Consider the following 23,948-nt stretch of genomic DNA (forward strand, 5'->3'; position numbering starts at 1 on the left):
AGCAGGGCCTGGACCTGCCGATGATCACGGGCTGATCGACGTTCCTTTGGTAATTGCCGAACAACGTTGATACTAAAAACAAGAAGGGGCCTGCGGGCCCCATGCGAATTGGAGTAGCGAAGTGACCGAACTGACTCTCAAGCCCGGCACCCTGACCCTGGCCCAACTACGGGCCATCCACGCAGCACCCGTGCGCTTGCAACTGGATGCCAGCGCCGACCAGGCCATCGACGCCAGCGTTGCCTGCGTCGAGCAGATCATTGCCGAAGACCGCACCGCCTACGGCATCAACACCGGTTTCGGCCTGCTGGCTTCGACCCGCATCGCCAGCCATGACCTGGAAAACCTGCAGCGCTCGCTGGTGCTGTCCCACGCCGCCGGTATCGGCGCGCCGTTGGACGACGACCTGGTGCGTCTGATCATGGTCCTGAAGATCAACAGCCTCAGTCGCGGCTTCTCCGGCATCCGTCGCAAGGTCATCAACGCGCTGATCGCCTTGGTCAACGCCGAAGTCTATCCACACATCCCGCTCAAGGGCTCGGTCGGCGCCTCTGGCGACCTGGCACCGCTGGCGCACATGTCGCTGGTCCTGCTGGGTGAGGGCAAGGCCCGTTACAAAGGTCAGTGGTTGCCTGCCACCGAGGCTCTGGCCGTCGCCGGCCTGGAGCCGCTGACCCTGGCTGCCAAAGAGGGCCTGGCCCTGCTCAACGGCACTCAGGCGTCCACCGCCTATGCCCTGCGCGGCCTGTTCCATGCCGAAGACCTGTACGCCGCTGCCATCGCCTGTGGCAGCCTGACCGTCGAAGCAGCCCTGGGCTCGCGTTCGCCGTTCGACGCACGTATTCACGAAGTCCGTGGCCAGCGCGGCCAGATCGACACCGCGGCCTGCTTCCGTGACCTGCTGGGCGACTCCAGCGAAGTGTCCCGCTCCCACGAAAACTGCGGCAAGGTCCAGGATCCGTACTCCCTGCGTTGCCAGCCGCAAGTCATGGGCGCCTGCCTGACCCAACTGCGCCAGGCCGCCGAAGTGCTGGCGATCGAGTCCAACGCTGTGTCGGACAACCCGCTGGTCTTCGCTGCCCAGGGTGACGTCATTTCCGGTGGCAACTTCCACGCAGAACCTGTGGCCATGGCCGCCGACAACATCGCCCTGGCCATTGCGGAGATCGGCTCGCTGAGTGAACGCCGCATCTCGCTGATGATGGACAAGCACATGTCCCAGCTGCCGCCGTTCCTGGTGGAAAACGGCGGCGTCAACTCCGGCTTCATGATCGCTCAGGTCACCGCGGCCGCCCTGGCCAGCGAGAACAAGGCCCTGTCGCACCCGCACAGCGTCGACAGCCTGCCGACCTCCGCCAACCAGGAAGACCATGTGTCCATGGCGCCGGCCGCCGGCAAGCGTCTGTGGGAAATGGCCGAAAACACCCGTGGCGTCCTCGCCATCGAGTGGCTGGGCGCCTGCCAGGGCCTGGACCTGCGTGAAGGCCTGAAGACCTCCGCCAAGCTGGAGCAGGCCCGTCTGGCCCTGCGCCGTGAAGTCCCGCACTACGACCGTGACCGCTTCTTCGCGCCGGACATCGAAGCCGCTGCCGAGCTGCTGGCCAAGGGTTGCCTGACCGGCCTGCTGCCAGCTGGCGTACTGCCCAGCCTGTAATACCCTCGGGGCCGCTCGCGGCCCATCGCAGGCTTCGCCAGCGCCCGCAGAATCGCAACTGCCTGGAGGCGCTGGCGAAGCCTGCGATGGGAGGCGAAGCGGCCCTTGTAGCCATCACCGGCAGAACAATAATAAGGGTGCGAAATGCAAGAAGGTCTCAAGCGCGGGCTAACGGCTCGGCACATTCGTTTCATGGCGCTCGGTTCCGCGATCGGTACCGGGCTGTTCTACGGTTCGGCATCGGCCATCCAGATGGCCGGCCCGGCAGTGCTGCTGGCCTACTTGATCGGTGGCGCGGCGGTCTTCATGGTCATGCGGGCCCTCGGCGAGATGGCCGTGCACAATCCGGTGGCCGGCTCCTTCGGTCACTACGCCAGTACCTACCTCGGCCCCATGGCGGGCTTCATCCTCGGCTGGACCTACGCCTTCGAGATGGTCATCGTCGCCATCGCCGATGTCACCGCGTTCGGGATCTACATGGGCTTCTGGTTCCCGGAAGTGGCCCGCTGGATCTGGGTGCTGGGCATCGTCTTCATCATCGGCGGCCTTAACCTGTGCAACGTCAAGGTTTTCGGTGAGATGGAGTTCTGGCTATCGCTGCTCAAGGTCGGCGCCATCGTGGCGATGATCCTGGCAGGTTTCGGCATCATGATCTTCGGCATGGGCCAGGCCAGCACTGGTGCCACTGTCGGTGTGAGCAACCTGTTCAGCCACGGCGGCTTCATGCCCAACGGCATCAGTGGTCTGATCGCCTGTTTCGCGGTGGTGATGTTCGCCTTTGGCGGCATCGAGATCATCGGTGTCACCGCCGGTGAGGCGAAAGATCCTCAACGCGTCATTCCCAAGGCGATCAACGCTGTACCGCTGCGTATCCTGCTCTTCTACGTGCTGACCCTGTTCGTACTGATGTGCCTATACCCGTGGCCGCAGATCGGTAGCCAAGGCAGCCCGTTCGTGCAGATCTTCAGCAACCTGGGCATCGGCTCGGCGGCCGCAGTGCTGAACATCGTGGTGATTTCGGCGGCCGTCTCGGCCATCAACAGCGACATCTTCGGCGCAGGCCGCATGATGTACGGCCTGGCCCAGCAAGGCCATGCACCTCGCAGCTTCGGCAAGCTGTCCAAGCACGGCGTGCCATGGATGACCGTGCTGGTGATGGGCGCTGCATTGCTGATCGGCGTGGTGCTCAACTACGTGATCCCAGAGAACGTGTTCCTGCTGATCGCCTCGATCGCCACCTTCGCCACCGTGTGGGTATGGCTGATGATCCTGATGAGTCAGGTGGCCATGCGCCGCAGCATGACACGCGAGCAGATCGCCGAGCTGAAATTCCCGGTACCGTTCTGGCCTTATGGGCCGGCAATGGCCATTGCCTTCATGTTGTTCATCTTTGGTGTGCTCGGCTACTTCCCGGACACTCAGGCCGCGTTGATCGTCGGCGTGATCTGGGTGGTGTTCCTGGTGGCCTCTTACCTGCTGTGGTGCAAGCCACGGGCAGGGCAGGGCCAACGGGTTCGCGAGCCGGCCGAGCTGCACCGCTAGTCACGGAGAACGCTTATGAGAACCCTCTGGCAGCACTGCCACGTGGCGACCATGGCCCAGGGCCTGTACTCGATCATCGAGGATGCCGCGATCGTCACCAACGCCGGGTTGATCGAATGGATCGGCCCGCGTGGCGAGGTGCCCGTGGTCGATGCCGAGCGCACGGTGGACCTGGGCGGCGCCTGGGTCACCCCGGGCCTGATCGACTGCCATACCCATGCGGTGTTCGGCGGCAATCGCAGCGGTGAGTTCGAGCAGCGCCTGCAGGGCGTCAGCTATGCCGAGATCGCGGCCAACGGTGGCGGTATCGCCAGCACCGTACGGGCGACCCGCGCGGCCAGCGAAGACGAGCTGCTGGCCAGTGCTCGTCAGCGGGTCAAGGCGCTGATGCGCGATGGCGTGACCACCTTGGAGATCAAGTCCGGCTACGGCCTGGACCTGGCCAACGAGCGCAAGATGCTCAGGGTCGCCCGGCGCCTGGGTGAGGAGCTGCCACTGACCGTGCGCAGCACCTGCCTTGCCGCCCACGCCCTGCCGCCGGAATACGCCGGCAGGGCGGATGACTACATTGCGCATATCTGCGACGAAATGCTCCCGGCCCTGGCTGAAGAGGGCCTGGTGGACGCCGTCGATGCCTTCTGCGAACACCTGGCGTTCTCGCCGGCCCAGGTCGAAAAAGTCTTCATCAAGGCGCGTGAACTGGGCCTGCCGGTCAAGCTGCATGCCGAGCAGTTGTCGTCGCTGCACGGCTCGAGCCTGGCGGCACGCTACCAGGCGCTGTCGGCCGACCACCTGGAGTTCATGACCGAGGAAGACGCCGTCGCCATGGCCGAGGCCGGCACCGTCGCCGTGCTGCTGCCGGGCGCGTTCTACTTCCTGCGTGAAACCCAGCTGCCGCCGATGGATGCCCTGCGCCGTCATGGCGTGAAGATCGCCCTGGCCAGCGACCTCAACCCGGGCACCTCGCCCGGGCTGTCGTTGCGCCTGATGCTGAACATGGGTTGCACCTGCTTCCGCATGACGCCTGAAGAGGCCCTGGCGGGCGTGACCGTGCATGCGGCTACGGCCTTGGGCCTGGGCGAAAGCCACGGTTCGCTGGAGGTGGGCAAGGTCGCGGACTTCATCGCCTGGCAGATCGAGCGCCCGGCGGATCTGAGCTACTGGCTCGGCGGCGACCTGCCCAAGCGGGTGGTGCGCCTGGGCCATGAGATATCCAACTGAGTGAGGGCACATGGACAAGGTATTGAGTTTTCACCAGGGCCAGCTGCCGCTGCTGATCAGCATGCCTCACGCAGGCCTTAGCCTGACCGACGCCGTGCGTGACGGCTTGGTCGAGCAGGCGCGCAGCCTGCCAGACACCGACTGGCACATCCCACGTCTGTACGATTTCGCCAGGGACCTGGGTGCCAGCGTGGTGGCCGCCCAGTATTCGCGGTTCGTCATCGACCTGAACCGCCCGGATGACGACAAACCGTTGTATGCCGGCGCCACCACAGGTCTGTACCCGGCGACGCTGTTCGAGGGTGAGCCGTTGTTCAAGGCGGGCCAGGAACCCTCAGCTGACGAGCGCAAAGGCTACCTGGAGCACATCTGGCGTCCCTACCACGATACGATCCGCCAGGAGCTCGCGCGCCTGCGTGAGATTCACGGCTATGCCCTGTTGTGGGATGCCCACTCGATCCGCTCGGTCATCCCACACCTGTTCGACGGCAAGCTGCCGGACTTCAACCTGGGGACCTTCAGCGGCGCCAGCTGTGACCCGGTCCTGGCCGAGCGTCTGCTGGGTGTCTGCGCGCAGGCCCAGGGCTATACCTCCGTGCTCAACGGGCGCTTCAAGGGTGGGCACATCACCCGTCATTACGGCGATCCGGCGAACCACATCCATGCGGTGCAACTGGAGCTGGCGCAGAGCACCTATATGGAAGAGGTCGAGCCGTTCAAGTACCGCGAGGACCTGGCCCAGCCGACCCAAGTGGTGCTCAAGCAGTTGCTCGAGGCCGTCCTGGCCTGGGGCAGGGAGCGCTACGGGCGGTAAGTCCGCTGTCCTGTTCGCCGGTCTACTCGCTCCCACAGGTTCATCGCCAGAGCTGTGGAAGCGGGGATTCCCGCGAACAGCCCCGCACACATCCACCTGTTTCACCGTGACACATGCTCAAAGCGCAATTCAGGTTTATGATGCCAGGCGGCAGATTAAATCCTCACACGGAGTGCGCAATGCAGACCCTGTACCCGCAGATCAAACCCTACGCCCGGCACGATCTGGCCGTGGAAGCACCGCATGTGCTGTATGTAGACGAAAGCGGATCGCCAGAAGGTCTGCCGGTGGTATTCATCCACGGTGGCCCCGGCGCGGGCTGCGATGCCCAGAGCCGTTGCTACTTCGACCCTACCCTCTACCGCATCATCACCTTCGACCAGCGCGGCTGTGGCCGATCGACTCCGCATGCGAGCCTGGAAAACAACACCACCTGGCACTTGGTCGAGGACCTGGAGCGCATCCGTGAGCACCTGGGCATCGACAAGTGGGTGCTGTTCGGCGGCTCCTGGGGCTCCACCCTGGCCCTGGCCTATGCCCAGACCCATCCCGAGCGGGTCCATGGCCTGATCCTGCGCGGCATCTTCCTGTGCCGCCCGCAGGAGATCCAATGGTTCTACCAGGAAGGCGCCAGCCGCCTGTTCCCCGATTATTGGCAGGACTACATCGCGCCGATTCCGCCGGAGGAGCGGGGCGACTTGGTCAAGGCCTTCCACAAGCGCCTGACCGGCAACGACCAGATTGCCCAGATGCACGCGGCCAAGGCCTGGTCGACCTGGGAAGGCCGGACCGCGACCCTGCGTCCCAACCCTCTGGTGGTCGATCGCTTCTCCGAGCCGCAGCGCGCGCTGTCTATCGCGCGCATCGAATGCCACTACTTCATGAACAACGCCTTCCTCGAGCCGGACCAGTTGATCCGCGACCTGCCGAAGATCGCCCACCTGCCGGCGGTGATCGTGCATGGCCGCTACGATGTGATCTGTCCGCTGGAAAACGCCTGGGCGCTGCACCAGGCCTGGCCCAACAGCGAGCTGAAGGTAATCCGCGACGCAGGCCACGCCGCCTCCGAGCCGGGTATCACCGACGCCTTGGTGCGCGCTGCCGACCAGATGGCCCGGCGCCTGCTCGACCTGCCTCTGGAAGAAGCATGAAAGGGCTGTTGCAGCGCGTACGCGGTGCGCGCGTCGAAGTAGAGGGCCAGATCGTCGGCTCGATCGACCAGGGCCTGCTGGTCCTGGTGGCTGTCGAGCCGGGAGATACCCGCGAGCATGCCGACAAGCTTCTGCACAAATTGCTCAACTACCGGGTATTCAGCGACCCCCAGGGCAAGATGAACCTGTCCCTTAAGGACATCGGCGGCGGCCTGCTGCTGGTGTCCCAGTTCACCCTGGCCGCCGACACTCGCAATGGCATGCGTCCCAGCTTCTCCACCGCCGCGCCGCCAGCGCTCGGCGCCGAGATATTCGACTATCTTCTTGAGCGGGCCCGCGCCGCCCATGGCGATGTCGCCAGCGGCCGATTCGGGGCGGACATGCAGGTGCATTTGGTCAATGATGGCCCCGTAACATTTATGTTACAAATATGAGGTTAAAAAACCCCTTGTTTGAAGGAAAACAAGTGGGTTTGTACGATAAATAGTTGTTTCAGCCTGATGCGTTGTAACGCGCCCTGCTGGATAATCGCGCGCTGCGTGAGCCTACGTTCGTAGGCTCGTTTCACTCTGACTCGAGCACTGTCTGGAACCGTTTGGGGAATCATTAGGCCCTTACGGGGTCCGAACAGTGCTCGCCAACCCGGCATTGGTCGCTGGCCGTTGGTTTCATGATCTGTTTTCGGCGAGGGTTGCTCGTGATTGTTAGTCCCTGTATTGCACAAAGAATCCCCGGAAATCGGCTTCGCAAGGCCCTGGCGGCAGGCGTCGCGCTGGTTGGCCTGATGAGCGCTGGCCAGCTTTGGGCATTCAATCTTGACGATGTTGCAGCCAAGGCAAAGGATCTCGCCGGTCAGAAGTACGAAGCACCGAAGAGCAACCTGCCAGCGGTCTTCCGTGACATGAAGTTCGGGGACTACCAGAAAATCCGTTTCATCCAGGAAAAGGCCGAGTGGGCCAAGGACAAGACGCCATTCAAGCTGTCCTTCTACCACCAGGGCATGCACTTCGACACGCCGGTGAAGATCAACCAGGTCACCGCCACCAAGGTCGAGGAAATCAAGTACGACCCGAGCCGCTTCGAGTTCGGTGACGTCCCACACGACCCCAAGACCGTCGAAAACCTCGGCTATGCCGGTTTCCGCGTGCTCTACCCGATCAACAAGGCTGACAAGCAGGACGAGATCATGACCCTGCTTGGCGCCAGCTATTTCCGCGTCGTCGGCAAGGGCCACGTGTATGGCCTGTCGGCCCGTGGCCTGGCCATCGACACCGCGCTGCCGTCGGGCGAGGAATTCCCGCGCTTCACCGAGTTCTGGGTCGAAAAGCCAAAGCCGACCGACAAGCACCTGGTGATCTACGCCCTGCTGGATTCGCCACGCTCCACCGGCGCCTACAAGCTGACCCTGCGTCCAGGCAGCGATACCCTGCTGGACGTCAAGTCCAAGGTCTTCCTGCGTGACCATGTCAGCCGCCTGGGTGTTGCTCCGCTGACCAGCATGTTCCTGTTCGGCGCCAACCAGCCGTCCAAGGTCCTCAATTACCGCCCGGCCCTGCACGACTCCGAGGGCCTGTCGATCCACGCGGGCAACGGCGAATGGCTGTGGCGCCCGCTTAACAACCCCAAGCATTTGGCCGTGAGCAGCTTCAGCGTTGAGAACCCCCGTGGTTTCGGCCTGCTGCAGCGCCAGCGTGAGTTCAGCGCCTACGAAGATCTCGACGACAACTACCAGAAGCGTCCAAGCGCCTGGGTCGAGCCGCGTGGCGATTGGGGCAAGGGCACCGTCGACCTGGTCGAGATCCCGACCGCCGACGAGACCAACGACAACATCGTGGCCTTCTGGAGCCCAGAGAAGCTGCCTGAGCCCGGCAAGCCGATGGAGTTCGAGTACCGCCTGCGCTGGACCATCAACGAGTCCCAACTGCACTCGCCAGAGCTGGGCTGGGTGAAGAAGACCATGCGCTCCACTGGTGATGTGAAGCAGTCCAACCTGATCCGCGAAGCCGATGGCAGCGTGGCCTTCCTGGTCGACTTCGAGGGCCCGGCCCTGGCCGCCCTGCCGGAAGACACCGCCCTGCGCAGCCAGGTCAGCGTCGGCGACAACGCCGAGGTGGTCGAGAACAACCTGCGCTATAACCCTGAAACCAAGGGCTGGCGCCTGACCCTGCGACTGAAGGTCAAGGATCCGAGCAAGTCCACCGAGATGCGCGCCGCACTGGTGCGTGACGTTCCGGTGGAACCGGCCAAACCGGCCAAGGAAGGCAAGCAGGACAAGGCCGCAGCCAAGCACGCCAAGGCCGAGAAAGCCGCCAAGGCTGAACAACCTGCCGCCGATGCGGCATCCACCAACGGGGCACCGGCCACCACCGAAAAAGTGATGACCGAGACCTGGAGCTATCAGTTGCCTGCCGATGAGTAACTCAAGCGCACGGCCAGAATCGCTTGGCGAGTACCTGGCCCACCTACCCCTGAGCGATGAGCAGCGCGCGGAACTCGCCAGCTGCCAATCGTTCAGCGAGCTGCACCAACGCCTGGCGGCCCGACCGGCCGCCAACCCCGCCGAGGCCGTGCAGGCCTCGGTGGGCCCACGCCTGACCGTGGGCAGCGCCGCCGAGCTCGAAGATGCCGAAATGCTCGGCGTCGACGGCAGCGGCCGGCTGTGCCTGAAGATCGCACCGCCGATCAAGCGTACCCGCGTAATCCCCGAGCCATGGCGCACCAACATCCTGGTGCGCATGTGGCGTCGGCTCACCGGGCGCACCAATGCACCGCAACCGCCCAAGCGCGAGTTGCCACCGGCCCGCTGGCGCCGGGTCGGCTCCCTACGCCGCTATATTCTCCTGGCCTTGATGATCGGGCAGACCCTCGTTGCCGGCTGGTACATGAAGGGCATCCTGCCGTACCAGGGCTGGTCGTTCGTTTCGCTCGACGAAATCATGGCCCAGTCGCTCTGGGAGTCGGTGGTGCAGGTCTGGCCCTATGCTTTGCAGACGAGCATCCTGATCCTCTTCGGCATCCTGTTCTGCTGGGTGTCGGCGGGCTTCTGGACCGCGCTGATGGGCTTTCTCGAATTGCTCACCGGTCGTGACAAGTACCGCATCTCCGGCAGCAGCGCCGGCAACGAGCCGATCGCGCCCCAGGCGCGTACCGCGCTGGTCATGCCGATCTGCAACGAAGACGTGCCACGGGTGTTCGCCGGCCTGCGTGCGACCTTCGAGTCGGTGGCCGCCACTGGCGACCTGGACCGGTTCGACTTCTTCGTGCTCAGCGACACCAACGACACTGACATCGCCGTGGCCGAGCAACAGGCCTGGCTGGACGTGTGCCGTGAGGCCAAGGGCTTCGGCCGTATCTTCTATCGCCGCCGCCGTCGTCGCGTGAAGCGCAAGAGCGGCAACCTGGACGACTTCTGCCGTCGTTGGGGGGGCGAGTACAAGTACATGGTCGTGCTCGACGCCGACAGCGTCATGAGCGGTGAGTGCCTGACCAGCCTGGTACGCCTGATGGAGGCCAACCCGGACGCCGGCATCATCCAGACCGCGCCCAAGGCCTCGGGCATGGATACCCTCTATGCGCGCCTGCAGCAGTTCGCCACCCGCGTCTATGGCCCGCTGTTCACCGCCGGTCTGCACTTCTGGCAACTGGGCGAATCGCACTACTGGGGCCATAACGCGATCATTCGCATGAAGCCCTTCATCGAGCATTGCGCCCTGGCGCCATTGCCGGGCAAGGGTGCGTTCGCCGGTGCGATCCTCTCCCACGACTTCGTCGAAGCCGCGCTGATGCGCCGTGCCGGCTGGGGTGTGTGGATCGCCTATGACCTGCCGGGCAGCTACGAAGAACTGCCGCCGAACCTGCTCGATGAACTCAAGCGCGACCGGCGCTGGTGCCACGGCAACTTGATGAACTTCCGACTGTTCCTGGTCAAGGGCATGCACCCGGTACACCGTGCGGTGTTCCTGACCGGTGTCATGTCGTACCTATCGGCGCCATTGTGGTTCTTCTTCCTGGTGCTCTCGACCGCGCTGCTGGCGACCAACACGCTGATGGAGCCGCAGTACTTCATCGAGCCGTTCCAGCTCTACCCGCTGTGGCCGCAATGGCATCCGGAGAAGGCCATCGCGCTGTTCTCCACCACCATCGTGCTGCTGTTCCTGCCCAAACTGCTCAGCGTCATCCTGATCTGGGCCAAGGGCGCTACGGAGTTCGGGGGGCGCATCAAGGTCACCGTGTCGATGCTGATCGAGATGCTGTTCTCCATGCTGCTGGCGCCGGTGCGGATGATCTTCCACACCCGCTTCGTCCTGGCCGCGTTCCTCGGCTGGGCGGCGACCTGGAATTCGCCGCAGCGTGACGACGACTCCACGCCGTGGAGCGAGGCAGTCCGTCGCCACGGTCCGCAGACGCTGCTGGGCATCGCCTGGGCGGCCTTGGTGGCTTGGCTGAACCCAAGCTTCCTGTGGTGGCTGGCGCCGATCGTGGGCTCGCTGGTGCTGTCGATTCCGGTCTCGGTGATTTCCAGCCGTACGCGCCTGGGCCTGGCGGCCAAGGACGAGAAGCTGTTCCTCATCCCCGAGGAATACGCGACGCCGCAGGAGCTGCTGGCGACCGACCAGTACACCCATGAGAACCGCTGGCATGCCCTGCACGACGGCTTCGTTCGTGCGGTGGTCGACCCACGGCAGAACGCCCTGGCGTGCGCCATGGCTACCGCACGCCATGGTCAGGCCGCGCCGATCGAGGCGTTGCGCATCGAGCGTGTGGCCAAGGCCCTGGAAGTCGGGCCCAAGGGCCTGGATGGCAACACCCGCCTGGCGCTACTGAGCGACCCGGTGGCGCTCTCGCGCCTGCATGAGCAGGTATGGGCATCGAACAACGAGGCCTGGATCGGGGTATGGCGCAGCTCCATCACCAACGATCCACACTCGCCGCTGCTGCCGTTGCACCCGGAAAACCAGGCCCAGCCTTCACTGGTCGGCGCCTGATTCCCCAAGGGCCGCTTTGCGGCCCTTTTCCCAGGCTTCGCCAGAGTCCTCCGGTGTCTTCACCGAACCTGTGGAGGCTGCTGAAGCCTGCGGCCAGGGCCTGTGTCTCTATTTTGGCCAACAATGTCCCCCCCGGCTCTAGGTCCTAGGCCGCGCATGCGTTAGCATCCCTCTCGATATTGCGTATCGGTCTATCGACCTTTCCAACAATAAAATTCGCAACACTTTGCTAGGGGACTTGGTAATGATGAAGAAATACCTGTCGCGACTGCTGGTCGGTGTCACCGCACTGGTCGCCGTCACCGCCGCCCAGGCGGGCGCCATCGAAGACGCCGTCAAACGCGGTACCTTGCGGGTCGGTATGGACCCGACCTACATGCCCTTCGAAATGACCAACAAGCGTGGCGAGATCATCGGTTTCGAGGTGGACATCCTCAAAGCCATGGCCAAGTCCATGGGCGTCAAGCTGGAAACCGTCTCCACCGCCTATGACGGCATCATCCCAGCCCTGCTGACCGATAAGTTCGACATGATCGGCAGCGGCATGACTCTGACCCAGGAGCGCAACCTGCGCCTGAACTTCAGCGAACCCTTCATCGTCGTCGGCCAGACCCTGCTGATCCGCAAGGAACTCGCGGGCGAGATCAAGTCCTACAAAGACCTGAACAACGAGAAGTACCGCATCACCTCCAAGCTCGGCACCACCGGCGAGATGGTTTCCAAGAAACTCATCAGCAAGGCCAAGTATCACGGTTACGACAACGAGCAAGAGGGCGTGATGGACGTGGTCAACGGCAAGGCCGATGCTTTCGTCTACGACGCCCCGTACAACGTGGTAGCGGTCGAGAAGGCCGGTGCCGGCAAGCTGCTGTTCCTCGAAGAGCCGTTCACCTACGAGCCGCTTGCCTTCGGTCTGAAGAAGGGCGACTACGACAGCATCAACTTCATCAACAACTTCCTGCACCAGATCAAGAACGACGGGACCTACGATCGTATTCACGACAAGTGGTTCAAGAACAAAGACTGGCTGAAGGACATGGAATAAGCAGTAGCTACAAGCCGCAAGCTGCACGCTGCAAGATGAAACAGAGCCTACGCTTGGCCTGTTCTTGCCGCGTGTTGCTTGCGGCTTGCCGCTTTCTGGAGTACCCCAATTGATCAAGCACAAGAAAGCCCAGTGGCCCTGGCACGGGTTGACCGCGCTGGTCCTGGTGGGGCTGGCGTTCAGCCTCTACCTGGCCACCTCGATGATTTCCTACGAGTGGCGCTGGAACCGCGTTCCCCAATATTTCGCCTACCAGGCCGAAGAAGCGCAGCGCGCCGCTGAAAACGGCTCTGTCGAAGACATCACCCTCTCGGGCGACACCGCCCGCGTGACGCTCAAGGATGAAAGCGGCGGTCAGCAGGTCGTCACCGTCGCCAAGGACAGCCTGCTGCTGAGCCGTGGCGATGACGTCGCCGAGGGCGACCAGATCGGCGTGACCCGCCAGTGGGCCATTGGCCCCTTGACCTGGGGCCTGTGGACCACCCTATGGATCTCGGTAGTGTCCGGCGCCTTGGGCTTGGTGATCGGCCTGTTCGCCGGTTTGTGCCGGCTGTCGAACAACCCGACCCTGCGCGATCTTTCCACCGTCTATGTCGAGCTGGTACGCGGCACACCGCTGCTGGTGCAGATCTTCATTTTCTACTTCTTTATCGGCACCGTGCTCAACCTGTCCCGGGAATTCGCGGGGGTGGCGGCGTTGGCGTTGTTCACTGGCGCCTACGTAGCCGAGATCGTGCGCGCCGGTGTGCAGTCGATCGCCAAGGGGCAGAACGAAGCGGCACGCTCGCTGGGCCTGAACGCCAGCCAGTCGATGCGTCACGTGATCCTGCCCCAGGCGTTCAAGCGCGTGCTGCCACCGCTGGCCGGCCAGTTCATCAGCCTGGTCAAGGACACCTCGCTGGTCTCGGTGATCGCCATCACCGAACTGACCAAGAGCGGCCGCGAGGCTATCACCACCTCGTTCTCGACCTTCGAGATCTGGTTCTGCGTGGCAGGCCTGTACCTGCTGATCAACCTGCCGCTGTCGCACATGGCCAGCCGGCTCGAGCGGAGGCTTGCGCAAAGTGATTGAAGTCCGTGATCTGGTAAAAGTCTTCGACACCCGTGGCCAGGTGGTGCGCGCGGTGGACAACGTCTCCACTCGCGTGGCCAAGGGCGAAGTGGTGGTGGTGCTTGGGCCGTCAGGCTCGGGCAAGTCGACCTTCCTGCGTTGCCTGAACGGCCTGGAGCATTTCGACGATGGCCATGTGTCCATCGACGGCCTGCAGCTGGATGATCCGAAGACCGACATCAACGCCTACCGCCGCGAAGTCGGCATGGTGTTCCAGCATTTCAACCTGTTCCCGCACATGACGGTGCTCGAGAACCTGTGCCTGGCCCAGAAGGTGGTGCGCAAACGTGGCAAAGCCGAGCGCGAAGCCAAGGCGCGCGCGCTGCTGGAGAAGGTCGGCATTGCCCAGAAAGCCAACGAATACCCTTCGCGCCTTTCCGGTGGCCAGCAGCAGCGCGTGGCCATCGCCCGAGCCCTGGCGATGGAGCCGAAGGTGATGCTGTTCGATGAACCCACCTCGGCGCTGGACCCGGAAATGGTCGGCGAGGTACTGGATGTCATGAAGACCCTGGCCCAGGAAGGCATGACCATGGTCTGCGTGACCCACGAAATGGGCTTTGCCCGTGAAGTGGCCGACCGCGTGCTGTTCTTCGACCACGGCAAGCTCCTCGAAGACTCCCCGCCCCAGCAGTTCTTCGCGGCTCCCAAAGACCTGCGCGCCCAGGCCTTCCTGCGTCAGGTGCTGTAGAGCGGGGAGCAAGCTTCACGCGGCATGAAAAAAGCCGAACCGAGATGGTGAACTCATCTCCGTTCGGCTTTTTCTTGTGCTTGCAGCTTGCAGCTGTTTTACAGCCGGAAGCGTGCTACCAGCCCCTGAAGGTGTGTCCCCAGGCGCGCCAGTTCGACGCTGGAGCTCGCGGTTTCCTCACTGGCTGCCGATGTCTGGTCGGAAATGTCACGTACGTTCATCACGCTGCGGTTGATCTCCTCAGCCGTGGCGCTCTGTTGCTCGGCTGCCGTGGCGATCTGCTGGTTCATCGCCTGGATCGACGAGACGGTGCGGGTGATGGTTTCCAGAGAACCTCCGGCGCGACGGGTCAATTCGACGCTGCTGTCGGTCAGGGCGCGGCTGCCATCCATCACCCCCGCCACGCGCTGGGTGCCGCTTTGCAGGCTGGCGATCAGTTCTTCGATTTCCTCGGTCGATTGCTGGGTGCGCTGGGCGAGGCTGCGCACCTCGTCTGCGACCACGGCGAAACCACGACCGGCTTCACCTGCACGAGCGGCCTCGATGGCCGCGTTGAGCGCCAACAGGTTGGTCTGCTGGGCCACCGACTTGATGACGTCCAGCACGCTGCCGATCTTGTCGCTCTCGGCCTTGAGCTGGTTCATGGCCTCGCTGGAATTGACCACTTCGCTGGCCAGGCGCTCGATCTGGGCGATGGCTTCACCGACCACGCGATCGCCTTCACGGGCCTGCTGATCGGCCATCAGCGCTGCCTCGGAGGCCTGCTCGGCGCTGCGGGCGACCTCATGCACGGTGGCGGTCATTTGGTTCATGGCCGTGGCGACCTGATCGGTCTCGACCTTTTGATTGTTGACCCCGGCGCTGGTCTGTTCGGTGACCGCCGACAGCTCCTCGGCCGCGCTGGCGATCTGGGTGACGCCGTCACCGATGCCGCTGATCAGCGTACGCAGGCCTTGGTTCATGCGTTTCATGCTCGCTTGCAGCTGGCCCAGCTCGTCGCGGCGCTCGATCGATTGGTCGTCCTGACTGAGGTCGCCATTGGCCACGCGCTCGGCGGCCGCGAGGATCTGGCGCAGCGGCACGATGATCTGCCGGGTGATGGTCCAGGCGGCCAGCAGACCCAGCAACAGGGCGAGGGCGGTGGCGGCGGCCAGCATACGCTTGGCTTGGCGGGTACCTTCGTCGCGTACCTTGGTTTGCGAGACTGTCATGGCCGCGCTGGACTCGAGCAGCACGTTGCCTTGTGTGGCCATGTGCTGCAGCGCCTGTTCGATTGCGGTTTGCGCGCTGTCGGGTTGTGTCGCGCGGCGCTGGTCGGCCTGCTGGAGCTGCTCGTAGCCTTGGCGGTACTGGCGCACAGCTTCCAGCTGCTGCTCTAGGCGCTGGTGATCGACAGGTTGTTCGATTTGCCCGAGCATCGCCTGCACTTGCTGCTCGAGCTTGTCCAGGGTCTTGTCCAGCTCGGTGAGCGAGGCTTGGTCGTGACGGGTCGTATAGTTCAGGCGGGCGATACGCAGCTCCTGGGTGGTCTGGTAGATCAGCGAAATGTTGCCCAGCTTGTCGCCGCGGTTGGTGACGTTGTCGATACCTGTCCAACCTGTGGCAGTGATCGCCAGGGTCAGCAGCAACACCAGGCCGAAGCCAAAGCCCAACTTGCGATTGACGCTCATGTTCCCCAGAAAATGGGCAAACCCTCGATACATGCTTCACTCCCCCGTCGGCTTGGTCGCATTTTTGTCATGCTTCCAAGGCCATCGGCTTGCCGGGGGGAAACTTGATGGGAGGTGTTTGACCCGCTCGTCAGAAAATTCGCGACAGCAATGCCGTCACGGCGGTTTCCACACGTAGGATACGATCGCCCAGCTGCACCGGCGCCAAGCCTGCTTTGCCCAGCAGATCGACCTCATAGGGGATCCACCCGCCTTCCGGGCCGATGGCCAGGGTCACAGGCGACTCCACGGCACGTGGACAGGCTGGGTAGGGCCCTGGATGAGCGACCAAGCCAAGCGTACCGGCCGCGATGGCGGGTAGACGGTCTTCGACGAACGGCTTGAAGCGCTTCTCGACGATCACCTCGGGCAGCACGGTGTCACGGGCCTGCTCCAGGCCCAGGATGAGGTTCTCGCGGATCGTCTCGGGGTTCAGGAAGGGCGTTTGCCAGAAGCTCTTCTCGACCTTGTAGCTGTTGACCAGGATCAGCCGTGGCACCCCCAGGGTGGCGACGGTCTGGAACAGGCGACGAAGCATTTTCGGGCGTGGCACGGCCAGCACCAGGGTCAGCGGCAGCTTGGCCGGGGGCGGCTGGTCGAAAGCCACCTGCAGCTCGGCTTCATGCCCTGCCAGGCGCAGCACCGTGGCCTTGCCCATCAAGCCATTGACCTGACCGACGCGCAGGGTATCGCCCACTTCGACGCCGTGGATCTCCTGCATGTGGGTAAAGCGCCGGTCAGCCAGCACCACGCGATCGGCCGCGATGAAGTCGGCCTCTTCAAGTAACAGCAGGTTCACGGTTGGGTCGCTGGCGGCTGGTCGTTGTGGTCATCCGAGGCCGCTTCTTCGGCCTGGTTGCGCTTGCGGATCAGGCTGCCGCACAGCACGCCGACCTCGAACAGCATCCACATGGGTACGGCGAGCAGGGTCTGGGAGAAGATGTCCGGTGGGGTCAGGATCATGCCGACCACGAAGCAGCCGATGATGACGTAGGGGCGGATCTTCTTCAGGTACTGCACATCGACTACGCCGATCCACACCAGCAGCACCACTGCCACCGGAATCTCGAAGGCGACGCCGAAGGCGAAGAACAGGGTCATGACGAAGTCCAGGTAACTGGAAATGTCCGTCATCATCGACACGCCCTCGGGCGTGGCGCTTGCGAAGAAGCCGAAGATCAGCGGGAACACCAGGAAATAGGCGAACGCCATGCCGGCATAGAACAGGATGATGCTCGAGACCAGCAGGGGAATGGCGATGCGCTTTTCATGGCGGTACAGCCCCGGTGCAATGAAGCCCCATATTTGCTGGAGGATGAACGGGATGGCCAGGAACAGCGAGACAATCATCGTCAGCTTGAACGGCGTCAGGAACGGCGAGGCCACGTCGGTGGCGATCATCGTCGCGTTGGCCGGCAAGTGTGAGCGCAGGGGCGCCGAGACCAGGGTGTAGATCTGCTGGGCGAAGGAGAACAGCCCGGCGAAGATCAGGAAGATGGCGGCTACGCAGCGCAGCAGGCGGGTACGCAGTTCGGTCAGGTGCGAGACCAGCGGCATCGGCTGGTCGTGTTCCGGTCTATCGCTCATGGGGCTCGTGGCGGCTGCTGCGGCTCAGTGGGGGCGGCTGGGGATACCGGGGCGCTGCTGCCGGGAGCGGCAGGGGTGGTCGGTGGCGCCGGTGTTTCACTGCTGCCGATGGATGGCGTGGCTGACCTGCTCGGATCGAGGATGCGCTTGGCTTGCTCCTCCATCTGCAGGATGTGCTCGTTGTGCAGTTGACGGCGGATTTCGTCGGCACCGATCTCGCGCTCGACTTCCGTCTTGATAGCGTTGAAGCTGCGCTTGAGTCGACCGATCCACAGGCCTGCGGTACGCGCGGCACCGGGCAGGCGCTCGGGACCGAGCACCAGCAGGGCGACCAGACCGACGAGCAGCAGCTCGCTGAAGCTGATGCCGAACATGGGTCAGTCTTTCCGCTGCGGCTCTTGGACCGGCTGGGCCTGGCCTTCGATGGTCTGGCCCTGGGGCTGCTGGGCGGTGTTCTGCACGGGGGCTGCGGGTTGGACCGGCGGCGGGGTCTGCTCGGCCGGTTTGTTTTCTTCCTCGTTCATCGCCTTGCGGAAGCCCTTGATCGATTCGCCCAGATCGCTGCCCAGGTTCTTCAGCTTCTTGGTGCCGAAGACCAGGATCACGACGACCAGCAGGACGACCCAGTGTTTCCAGTCAAAAATACCCATTTCGTACTCCTGAAATTTACAGGTACAGCGAATTTTTCTGACAGCGCGGTCCCTGTAGGAGCGGGTTCACCCGCGAACACCGGCCAAGCCAGTGCCATCTACCGCGTTGCATTCTTCGCGGGGAAACCCGCTCCACAGGGACGCGTTGCGCCCCGGGAATACATCAGTTGGAAGGCTGGCGTGCGGCCTTCTCGTCATGCCCGGAGAGCCCGAAGCGGCGCTCCAGTTCATCGAGCACGGCCTGTGGGTGTTGGCCCAGCGCGCTGAGCATCACCAGGCTATGAAACCACAGGTCGGCGGTTTCGTAGATGACATCGCCGTAATCCTTGCTGATGGCGGCATCCTTGGCAGCGATGATGGTTTCGACGGACTCTTCGCCCAGTTTCTCGAGGATCTTGTTCAGACCCTTGTGGTACAGGCTGGCCACATAGGAGCTGTCGGGCGCCGCTTGCTTGCGTTGCTCGAGTACTTCGGCAAGGCGGTTGAGGGTGTCGCTCATGTCAGTGTCCTGCGCTGTAGATGGCATCCGGATCCTTGAGGACCGGGTCGACGGTTTTCCACTGGCCGTCTTCGAAGACGCGATAGAAGCAGCTTTCGCGACCGGTGTGGCAGGCGATATGGCCCAGTTGCTCGACCATCAGGATGATCACGTCGGCGTCGCAGTCCAGGCGCATTTCGTGCAGCTTCTGCACATGGCCGGACTCCTCGCCCTTGCGCCACAGTTTGCCACGTGAGCGCGACCAGTAGATGGCACGTTGTTCGGCGGCGGTCAGGGCCAGGGATTCGCGGTTCATCCAGGCCATCATCAATACGCGTCCGGTCTTGTGGTCCTGGGCGATCGCCGGCACCAGGCCATCGCTGTTCCACTTGATCTCGTCCAGCCAGTCTTTCATCGTCGACTCCAAATCCGGACCCGCGCCTGTGTCGGGCCCCTTGCGCTAGTGTGCCAGCCAGCCGCGCGGCTGGCTATTGGCGTACGATCAGGAAGAGCCCGGCCGCCAGCATCAGCCAGGCGGGCCAGGCCGTCGGGGCGCTGAGGCTGGCCGCCCCGGCCGCCAGGGTGACACCGCCGCCGAGCAGGCCGGCACCGAGCAGACGCAGGGCCCAGCGGTCGCCCTGGCGGCGGCGCTCCGGCAGTTGCGGATCGTTCAGGTGCGGTTGCGACAGACGCTCGAGCAGGTCGCGGGTCATGTCGGCCAGGTGCGGCAGTTGCTCTACCTGGCTTTGCAGGTTGCCGAACACCGCCTTGGGGCTCATGCGATCACGCATCCAGCGCTCCAGGTACGGTTTGGCGGTGCTCCACAGGTCCAGGTCGGGATAAAGCTGGCGGCCCAGGCCTTCGATGTTGAGCAAGGTCTTCTGCAGCAGGACCAGCTGCGGCTGGACTTCCATGTTGAAGCGTCGGGCCGTCTGGAACAGGCGCATCAGTACCTGACCGAAGGAGATGTCCTTGAGCGGTTTCTCGAAGATTGGCTCGCACACGGTACGGATAGCCGCCTCGAACTCGTTGACCTTGGTCTGCGCCGGTACCCACCCCGAATCGATGTGCAGCTGGGCGACGCGGCGGTAGTCGCGCTTGAAGAAGGCGATAAGGTTACGCGCCAGGTAATCCTGGTCCTCCGAGGTGAGGCTGCCGACGATACCGCAGTCGATGGCGATGTACTGCGGGCTCCAGGGCTTGACCGTGCTGACGAAGATGTTGCCCGGGTGCATGTCGGCGTGGAAGAAACTGTCGCGGAACACCTGGGTGAAGAAGATCTCCACACCACGCTCGGCGAGCAGTTTCATGTCAGTGCGCTGGTCGGCCAGGGTCGCCAGGTCGGTGACCGGCACGCCGTAGATACGCTCCATCACCAGCACCTTGGGGCGGCACCAGTCCCAGTACACCTGGGGCACGTACATCAGTTCCGAGCCTTCGAAGTTGCGGCGCAGCTGGCTGGCGTTGGCTGCCTCGCGCAGCAGGTCGAGCTCATCGAAGATGGTCTTTTCGTAGTCGCTGACCACTTCCACCGGGTGCAGGCGTCGGGCGTCGGCCGAGACCCGCTCGGCGCCCTTGGCGATCAGGAACAGCCAGGCCAGGTCCTGGGCGATCACCGGCTTGAGGCCAGGGCGCACCACCTTGACCACGACCTCTTCACCGCTCTTGAGGCGTGCGGCATGCACCTGGGCCACCGACGCCGAGGCCAGGGGCTCGACGTCGAAGCGGCTGAACACCTCGCCGACCTTGGCGCCCAGCTGCTCCTCGATCAGCGCCACGGCCTGCTTGGGGTCGAATGGCGGCACGCGGTCCTGCAGCAGCATCAGCTCATCGGCGATGTCGGTGGGCAGCAGGTCGCGGCGGGTGGACAGCAGTTGGCCGAACTTGATGAAGATCGGCCCCAGGTCCTGCAGGGCCATGCGCAGGCGTGCACCGCGGCTGAGCTCGGACGGTTTGCGCGGGAACCAGCGCCAGGGCAGCAAGGCGCGCAGGCTCATCAGCCACCAGGGCAGTGGAAGGTCGAACAGCAGGTCATCGAGGCGGTAGCGGATCACGACGCGCTGGATGCGCAACAGACGGCGGACGGCGAGCAGCTTCATGCGTTATCGCTGGTATCAAGGGATCGGGCGAGGCGGCGCAGGCGCGCCTCGAGGCGTTCAACGTCGACCTTCAGGGCATCGAGCTCACTGAAGGCCGCTTCGGCTTCGCGCCGGCCGACCAGGGTGCGGGACTCTTCGGCCAGGTACTCGGAGAGGTTCTGGCTGAAGCGTGAAAGGCCCTGGCGGGTCCAGCGGGCGCGCAGGCGGATATGCCCGGCGACCAGTGCAGTGGCGACCGGCCCCAGCCAGCGTGACAGCTCGTACTCCCAGTCCAGTTCCAGGTCCTGGAGCACACCGACCAGGTCCAGCAGCACGGCGCTGTCGCCATGCAGTTCGACCTGAGGGCTGTGCAGTACGGCGGTCTTGTCCTTGGCGAAGGCCAGTTGGGCGAGGCTGCCGGCCGGCGCGCGCAGGCTGCAATCGACCTCGCCTTCCCAGTGGGCAGCGAGCATCAGGCCTTGTTCATCGGGCAGGATGTACAGCTGCAAGGCCGGCTGGCGGCAGTCGATCTCGATCACCTTGCCTTCGAGCGCAGCCAGGCGCGGCAAGGCCGTGCTGTCCATGCGCAGGACCCGGTTGAGCCCATGCTCGACGCTGGCGAGCAGGCCGGCCAGGAGCATCAGGGTTTGATTCCCCGGTGCACGGCGACGATGCCGCTGGTCATGTTGTGGTAGGTGACGCGGTCGAAGCCGGCCTCGACCATCATGGCCTTGAGGGTTTCCTGGTCGGGGTGCATGCGGATCGATTCGGCCAGGTAGCGGTAGCTTTCCGAGTCGTTGGTGATCAGCTTGCCGGCCAGTGGCATGAAGGCGAACGAGTAGGCGTCGTAGGCCTTGGACATGAGCTTGTTGGTGGGTTTGGAGAACTCCAGCACCAGCAGACGACCGCCGGGCTTGAGGACGCGCAGCATCGAGCGGATGGCTTCGTCCTTGTGGGTGACGTTGCGCAGGCCGAAGGCGATGGTCACGCAGTCGAAGTGGTTGTCCGGGAAAGGCAGCTTCTCGGCGTCGGCCTGGACGAACTCAATGTTGCCGGCCACGCCACGGTCGAGCAGGCGGTCACGGCCGACCTTGAGCATCGACTCGTTGATGTCGGCGAGCACCACTTGGCCGGTGGGGCCTACCAGGCGCGAAAACTTGGCGGCCAGATCGCCCGTGCCACCGGCGATATCCAGCACCCGGTTGCCGCTGCGCACGCCCGACAGCTCGATGGTGAAGCGCTTCCACAGGCGGTGCATGCCCCCGGAAAGCACATCGTTCATCAGGTCGTACTTGGCGGCTACCGAGTGGAAAACCTCGGCGACTTTCTTCGCTTTCTGGCTCTCGGGTACGTTTTGGTAGCCGAAATGGGTGGTGGGTTCGGCGTGGTCGCCTTTGCGCTGGTCGTTCATATCGCTTCACCGAAAAAAATTACGGCCATTCTAGGGGCAACGGGCGGATTTGTCTTGGCGGGGTGCTCCGTGGGATGGGCGCGGGCATAATGGCGTCATTGTGTTGATATCCAGGATTGCCCGCATGACCCAGATCAGCGTTGAACGCAAACACTCCCTCGGCCGCGAGGCCGCCCGCGCCAAGGCCGAGATGCTGGTGGACCGGCTGACCCGCGAGTACGACCTCAAGGCAAGCTGGCAGGGCGACCGCGTCGACGTGTCGCGCAGCGGTGCCAATGGCAGCGTGCACATCGGCGAGGACACCATCCGCGTGGAGCTCAAGCTTGGGATGATGCTGTCGATGATGAGCGGCACCATCAAGGGCGAGATCGAGCGAGCGCTGGACAAGGCCCTGGCCTGACGGCCCTCCGAGTACCAAGCTGCAAGAAAAAGCAGAATCGCGTACGGCGGGATTTTGTTTTGCTTGCAGCTTGCAGTTGCGCTCTTAGGGTGAGGATTCTAATTTTCCGCCCTACCTTATGCTCAAGCCCGCGTTCCATGGGCAGTTCCTCCATTCCCTCAAGCGAGTGAGGTGCAGAGCATGGCCAAAGTGAACCTGAAGAAAAAAGACGACGCCCCCGGCAGCACCTTGGGCGAGGTGCGCGGCTACGCGCGCAAGATCTGGCTGGCGGGCCTGGGTGCCTATGCCCGTGTCGGCCAGGAAGGCTCGGACTACTTCAAGGAGTTGGTCAAGGCCGGCGAAGGCGTCGAGAAGCGTGGCAAGAAACGCGTCGACCAACAGCTCGACGCCGCCAACAACCAGATCGACGAAGCGACCGTGCAGGTAAGCCGTGTACGGGGCAAGGTCGAGATTCAACTCGACAAGATCGAGAAAGCTTTCGATGCACGGGTCGCCCGCGCCTTGAATCGCCTCGGCATACCGTCTAAACATGACGTTGAAGCGTTGTCCATCAAACTCGAACAGCTGACCGAGTTGCTCGAGCGTGTCGCGCGCAAACCATAAGGAGAGCAGGATGGCTGGCAAGAAGAACACCGAGAAAGAAGGCAGCTCCTGGGTCGGCGGGATCGAGAAGTACTCCCGCAAGATCTGGCTGGCTGGCCTGGGTATCTATTCCAAGATCGACCAGGACGGCCCGAAGCTGTTCGAGTCGCTGGTCAAGGATGGTGAAAAGGCCGAAAAACAAGCCAAGAAGAATGTCGATGACGTGAAGCAAAGCGCCAAGTCGTCCACATCTTCTCGTGTCTCCGATGTGAAAGAGCGCGCGTTGGGCAAGTGGAGCGAGCTGGAAGAAGCCTTCGACAAGCGCCTCAATAGCGCCATCTCGCGCCTGGGCGTACCAAGCCGCAACGAGATCAAGGCTCTGCACCAGCAGGTCGATAGCCTCACCAAGCAGATCGAGAAACTCACCGGTGCTTCGGTGACGCCAGTGTCCAAGGCTGCTGCCAGCAAGACCGCCGCCAAGCCTCTGGCAAAAGCGGCTGCCAAGCCTGCGGCGAAGACGGCTGCGGCGAAACCAGCCGCCAAGCCGGCTGCGAAGCCTGTAGCGAAGGCGGCTGCCAAGCCTGCGACGAAGAGCGCTGCGGCAAAACCGGCTGCCAAGGCGACTGCCGCCAAACCTGCGGCCAAACCCGCTGCGGCGAAGAAGCCCGCGGCGAAAAAAGCCCCCGTCAAGCCCGCGGCCGCCAAGCCAGCCGTTCCCGCCGCCAGCGCCGCCCCCGCTGCAACCGCCGCTCCGGCACCCGCCGCTGCGCCGGCCAGCAGCGCGCCATCGGCACCGGTGAACGCCGCTACCCAGGCCTAATACCGCGTCGCCCCTTTCGCGG

24 protein-coding genes are annotated in these 23,948 nt (G+C 63.7%); 14 read left to right on the forward strand and 10 right to left on the reverse strand.

Annotation, left to right across the window (positions count from 1 at the left end; all coding sequences use genetic code 11):
• The first annotated feature begins 121 nt into the window (after positions 1-121).
• The 11 genes from hutH (at position 122) to HMPREF3173_RS00375 (ending at position 14,211) form a co-directional block, all read left to right on the forward strand.
• Complete coding sequence (gene hutH, locus HMPREF3173_RS00325; RefSeq protein ID WP_070571060.1) at positions 122-1,654, forward strand: histidine ammonia-lyase; 1,533 nt, start codon at positions 122-124, stop codon at positions 1,652-1,654.
• 144 nt (positions 1,655-1,798) lie between these two features.
• Entirely contained in the window at positions 1,799-3,196 is a 1,398-nt protein-coding gene (locus HMPREF3173_RS00330; RefSeq protein ID WP_043207117.1) for an amino acid permease, read from the forward strand.
• A 15-nt stretch (positions 3,197-3,211) separates the two neighbouring features.
• Positions 3,212-4,417, forward strand: a complete 1,206-nt coding sequence (gene hutI, locus HMPREF3173_RS00335; RefSeq protein WP_070571061.1) for an imidazolonepropionase — start codon at positions 3,212-3,214, stop codon at positions 4,415-4,417.
• 10 nt (positions 4,418-4,427) lie between these two features.
• A complete protein-coding gene (gene hutG, locus HMPREF3173_RS00340; protein ID WP_070571062.1) occupies positions 4,428-5,231 on the forward strand; it encodes an N-formylglutamate deformylase in 804 nt (267 codons plus the stop codon).
• A gap of 179 nt (positions 5,232-5,410) precedes the next feature.
• Positions 5,411-6,382, forward strand: coding sequence for a prolyl aminopeptidase (gene pip / locus HMPREF3173_RS00345; protein ID WP_070571063.1), 972 nt, complete (start codon positions 5,411-5,413; stop codon positions 6,380-6,382).
• Positions 6,379-6,816 (forward strand): D-aminoacyl-tRNA deacylase, encoded by a 438-nt coding sequence (gene dtd, locus HMPREF3173_RS00350; RefSeq protein WP_070571064.1) that lies wholly within the window; start codon positions 6,379-6,381, stop codon positions 6,814-6,816. Before pip ends, dtd begins: the two co-directional genes overlap by 4 nt.
• Positions 6,817-7,079: 263 nt before the next feature.
• Entirely contained in the window at positions 7,080-8,801 is a 1,722-nt protein-coding gene (locus HMPREF3173_RS00355; protein WP_070571150.1) for a glucan biosynthesis protein G, read from the forward strand.
• Positions 8,794-11,367 carry a glucans biosynthesis glucosyltransferase MdoH gene (gene mdoH, locus HMPREF3173_RS00360; RefSeq protein ID WP_070571065.1) on the forward strand — a complete coding sequence of 858 codons (2,574 nt, stop codon included), beginning with the start codon at positions 8,794-8,796 and terminating at the stop codon, positions 11,365-11,367. The genes HMPREF3173_RS00355 and mdoH overlap by 8 nt, the downstream gene beginning before the upstream one ends.
• Positions 11,368-11,614: 247 nt before the next feature.
• Complete coding sequence (locus HMPREF3173_RS00365) at positions 11,615-12,412, forward strand: transporter substrate-binding domain-containing protein (protein ID WP_043207344.1); 798 nt, start codon at positions 11,615-11,617, stop codon at positions 12,410-12,412.
• Positions 12,413-12,521: 109 nt separating this feature from the next.
• Positions 12,522-13,484: an amino acid ABC transporter permease gene (locus HMPREF3173_RS00370; protein ID WP_070571066.1), complete on the forward strand. Its 963-nt coding sequence runs from the start codon at positions 12,522-12,524 to the stop codon at positions 13,482-13,484.
• Entirely contained in the window at positions 13,477-14,211 is a 735-nt protein-coding gene (locus HMPREF3173_RS00375; RefSeq protein ID WP_043207132.1) for an amino acid ABC transporter ATP-binding protein, read from the forward strand. The genes HMPREF3173_RS00370 and HMPREF3173_RS00375 overlap by 8 nt, the downstream gene beginning before the upstream one ends.
• 98 nt (positions 14,212-14,309) lie before the next feature.
• Here HMPREF3173_RS00375 and HMPREF3173_RS00380 read toward each other — a convergent pair whose 3' ends face one another.
• From HMPREF3173_RS00380 to ubiE, 10 genes are all read right to left on the reverse strand, one after another.
• A complete protein-coding gene (locus HMPREF3173_RS00380; protein WP_070571067.1) occupies positions 14,310-15,914 on the reverse strand; it encodes a methyl-accepting chemotaxis protein in 1,605 nt (534 codons plus the stop codon).
• A 97-nt stretch (positions 15,915-16,011) separates the two neighbouring features.
• Positions 16,012-16,719, reverse strand: coding sequence for a 16S rRNA (uracil(1498)-N(3))-methyltransferase (locus HMPREF3173_RS00385; RefSeq protein WP_043207137.1), 708 nt, complete (start codon positions 16,717-16,719; stop codon positions 16,012-16,014).
• The gene (gene tatC / locus HMPREF3173_RS00390) at positions 16,716-17,507 is read right to left on the reverse strand and encodes a twin-arginine translocase subunit TatC (protein WP_070571068.1); all 792 of its coding nucleotides are present in this window, start codon (positions 17,505-17,507) and stop codon (positions 16,716-16,718) included. Before tatC ends, HMPREF3173_RS00385 begins: the two co-directional genes overlap by 4 nt.
• The gene (tatB, locus tag HMPREF3173_RS00395) at positions 17,504-17,881 is read right to left on the reverse strand and encodes a Sec-independent protein translocase protein TatB (RefSeq protein ID WP_070571069.1); all 378 of its coding nucleotides are present in this window, start codon (positions 17,879-17,881) and stop codon (positions 17,504-17,506) included. The genes tatC and tatB overlap by 4 nt, the downstream gene beginning before the upstream one ends.
• A 3-nt stretch (positions 17,882-17,884) precedes the next feature.
• Entirely contained in the window at positions 17,885-18,157 is a 273-nt protein-coding gene (locus HMPREF3173_RS00400; RefSeq protein WP_070571070.1) for a twin-arginine translocase TatA/TatE family subunit, read from the reverse strand.
• 163 nt (positions 18,158-18,320) lie between these two features.
• Complete coding sequence (locus HMPREF3173_RS00405; protein WP_043207145.1) at positions 18,321-18,656, reverse strand: phosphoribosyl-ATP diphosphatase; 336 nt, start codon at positions 18,654-18,656, stop codon at positions 18,321-18,323.
• A gap of 1 nt (position 18,657) precedes the next feature.
• A complete protein-coding gene (gene hisI, locus HMPREF3173_RS00410; protein ID WP_027592414.1) occupies positions 18,658-19,050 on the reverse strand; it encodes a phosphoribosyl-AMP cyclohydrolase in 393 nt (130 codons plus the stop codon).
• Between the two features lie 73 nt (positions 19,051-19,123).
• Complete coding sequence (gene ubiB / locus HMPREF3173_RS00415; protein WP_070571071.1) at positions 19,124-20,734, reverse strand: ubiquinone biosynthesis regulatory protein kinase UbiB; 1,611 nt, start codon at positions 20,732-20,734, stop codon at positions 19,124-19,126.
• Positions 20,731-21,354 (reverse strand): ubiquinone biosynthesis accessory factor UbiJ, encoded by a 624-nt coding sequence (locus HMPREF3173_RS00420; protein ID WP_070571072.1) that lies wholly within the window; start codon positions 21,352-21,354, stop codon positions 20,731-20,733. Before HMPREF3173_RS00420 ends, ubiB begins: the two co-directional genes overlap by 4 nt.
• Positions 21,354-22,124, reverse strand: a complete 771-nt coding sequence (ubiE, locus tag HMPREF3173_RS00425) for a bifunctional demethylmenaquinone methyltransferase/2-methoxy-6-polyprenyl-1,4-benzoquinol methylase UbiE (protein WP_043207154.1) — start codon at positions 22,122-22,124, stop codon at positions 21,354-21,356. Before ubiE ends, HMPREF3173_RS00420 begins: the two co-directional genes overlap by 1 nt.
• A 124-nt stretch (positions 22,125-22,248) precedes the next feature.
• Between ubiE and HMPREF3173_RS00430 the strand changes: the two genes are divergently transcribed.
• The 3 genes from HMPREF3173_RS00430 to HMPREF3173_RS00440 all read left to right on the forward strand — a co-directional run bounded on the left by HMPREF3173_RS00430 (position 22,249) and on the right by HMPREF3173_RS00440 (position 23,926).
• On the forward strand, positions 22,249-22,524 hold the full coding sequence (locus HMPREF3173_RS00430; RefSeq protein ID WP_070571073.1) for a polyhydroxyalkanoic acid system family protein: 276 nt from the start codon (positions 22,249-22,251) through the stop codon (positions 22,522-22,524).
• Between the two features lie 180 nt (positions 22,525-22,704).
• Positions 22,705-23,127 carry a phasin family protein gene (locus tag HMPREF3173_RS00435; RefSeq protein WP_043207160.1) on the forward strand — a complete coding sequence of 141 codons (423 nt, stop codon included), beginning with the start codon at positions 22,705-22,707 and terminating at the stop codon, positions 23,125-23,127.
• A 10-nt stretch (positions 23,128-23,137) separates the two neighbouring features.
• Entirely contained in the window at positions 23,138-23,926 is a 789-nt protein-coding gene (locus tag HMPREF3173_RS00440; protein WP_070571074.1) for a phasin family protein, read from the forward strand.
• The last annotated feature ends 22 nt before the right edge of the window (positions 23,927-23,948 follow it).

This window comes from Pseudomonas sp. HMSC08G10 (assembly GCF_001808425.1).
In the GTDB taxonomy this organism is placed as follows: domain Bacteria; phylum Pseudomonadota; class Gammaproteobacteria; order Pseudomonadales; family Pseudomonadaceae; genus Aquipseudomonas; species Aquipseudomonas guariconensis.

Excerpts from the sequence above, each read along its gene's own strand:
- HMPREF3173_RS00330 (WP_043207117.1), top strand. The coding sequence starts at position 1,799 with ATGCAAGAAGGTCTCAAGCGCGGGCTAACGGCTCGGCACATTCGTTTC.
- hutI (WP_070571061.1), top strand. The coding sequence starts at position 3,212 with ATGAGAACCCTCTGGCAGCACTGCCACGTGGCGACCATGGCCCAGGGC.
- hutG (WP_070571062.1), top strand. The coding sequence starts at position 4,428 with ATGGACAAGGTATTGAGTTTTCACCAGGGCCAGCTGCCGCTGCTGATC.
- pip (WP_070571063.1), top strand. The coding sequence starts at position 5,411 with ATGCAGACCCTGTACCCGCAGATCAAACCCTACGCCCGGCACGATCTG.
- dtd (WP_070571064.1), top strand. The coding sequence starts at position 6,379 with ATGAAAGGGCTGTTGCAGCGCGTACGCGGTGCGCGCGTCGAAGTAGAG.
- mdoH (WP_070571065.1), top strand. The coding sequence starts at position 8,794 with ATGAGTAACTCAAGCGCACGGCCAGAATCGCTTGGCGAGTACCTGGCC.
- HMPREF3173_RS00365 (WP_043207344.1), top strand. The coding sequence starts at position 11,615 with ATGAAGAAATACCTGTCGCGACTGCTGGTCGGTGTCACCGCACTGGTC.
- HMPREF3173_RS00380 (WP_070571067.1), bottom strand. The coding sequence starts at position 15,914 with ATGTATCGAGGGTTTGCCCATTTTCTGGGGAACATGAGCGTCAATCGC.
- tatC (WP_070571068.1), bottom strand. The coding sequence starts at position 17,507 with ATGAGCGATAGACCGGAACACGACCAGCCGATGCCGCTGGTCTCGCAC.
- tatB (WP_070571069.1), bottom strand. The coding sequence starts at position 17,881 with ATGTTCGGCATCAGCTTCAGCGAGCTGCTGCTCGTCGGTCTGGTCGCC.
- HMPREF3173_RS00400 (WP_070571070.1), bottom strand. The coding sequence starts at position 18,157 with ATGGGTATTTTTGACTGGAAACACTGGGTCGTCCTGCTGGTCGTCGTG.
- HMPREF3173_RS00405 (WP_043207145.1), bottom strand. The coding sequence starts at position 18,656 with ATGAGCGACACCCTCAACCGCCTTGCCGAAGTACTCGAGCAACGCAAG.
- hisI (WP_027592414.1), bottom strand. The coding sequence starts at position 19,050 with ATGAAAGACTGGCTGGACGAGATCAAGTGGAACAGCGATGGCCTGGTG.
- ubiB (WP_070571071.1), bottom strand. The coding sequence starts at position 20,734 with ATGAAGCTGCTCGCCGTCCGCCGTCTGTTGCGCATCCAGCGCGTCGTG.
- HMPREF3173_RS00420 (WP_070571072.1), bottom strand. The coding sequence starts at position 21,354 with ATGCTCCTGGCCGGCCTGCTCGCCAGCGTCGAGCATGGGCTCAACCGG.
- ubiE (WP_043207154.1), bottom strand. The coding sequence starts at position 22,124 with ATGAACGACCAGCGCAAAGGCGACCACGCCGAACCCACCACCCATTTC.
- HMPREF3173_RS00430 (WP_070571073.1), top strand. The coding sequence starts at position 22,249 with ATGACCCAGATCAGCGTTGAACGCAAACACTCCCTCGGCCGCGAGGCC.
- HMPREF3173_RS00435 (WP_043207160.1), top strand. The coding sequence starts at position 22,705 with ATGGCCAAAGTGAACCTGAAGAAAAAAGACGACGCCCCCGGCAGCACC.
- HMPREF3173_RS00440 (WP_070571074.1), top strand. The coding sequence starts at position 23,138 with ATGGCTGGCAAGAAGAACACCGAGAAAGAAGGCAGCTCCTGGGTCGGC.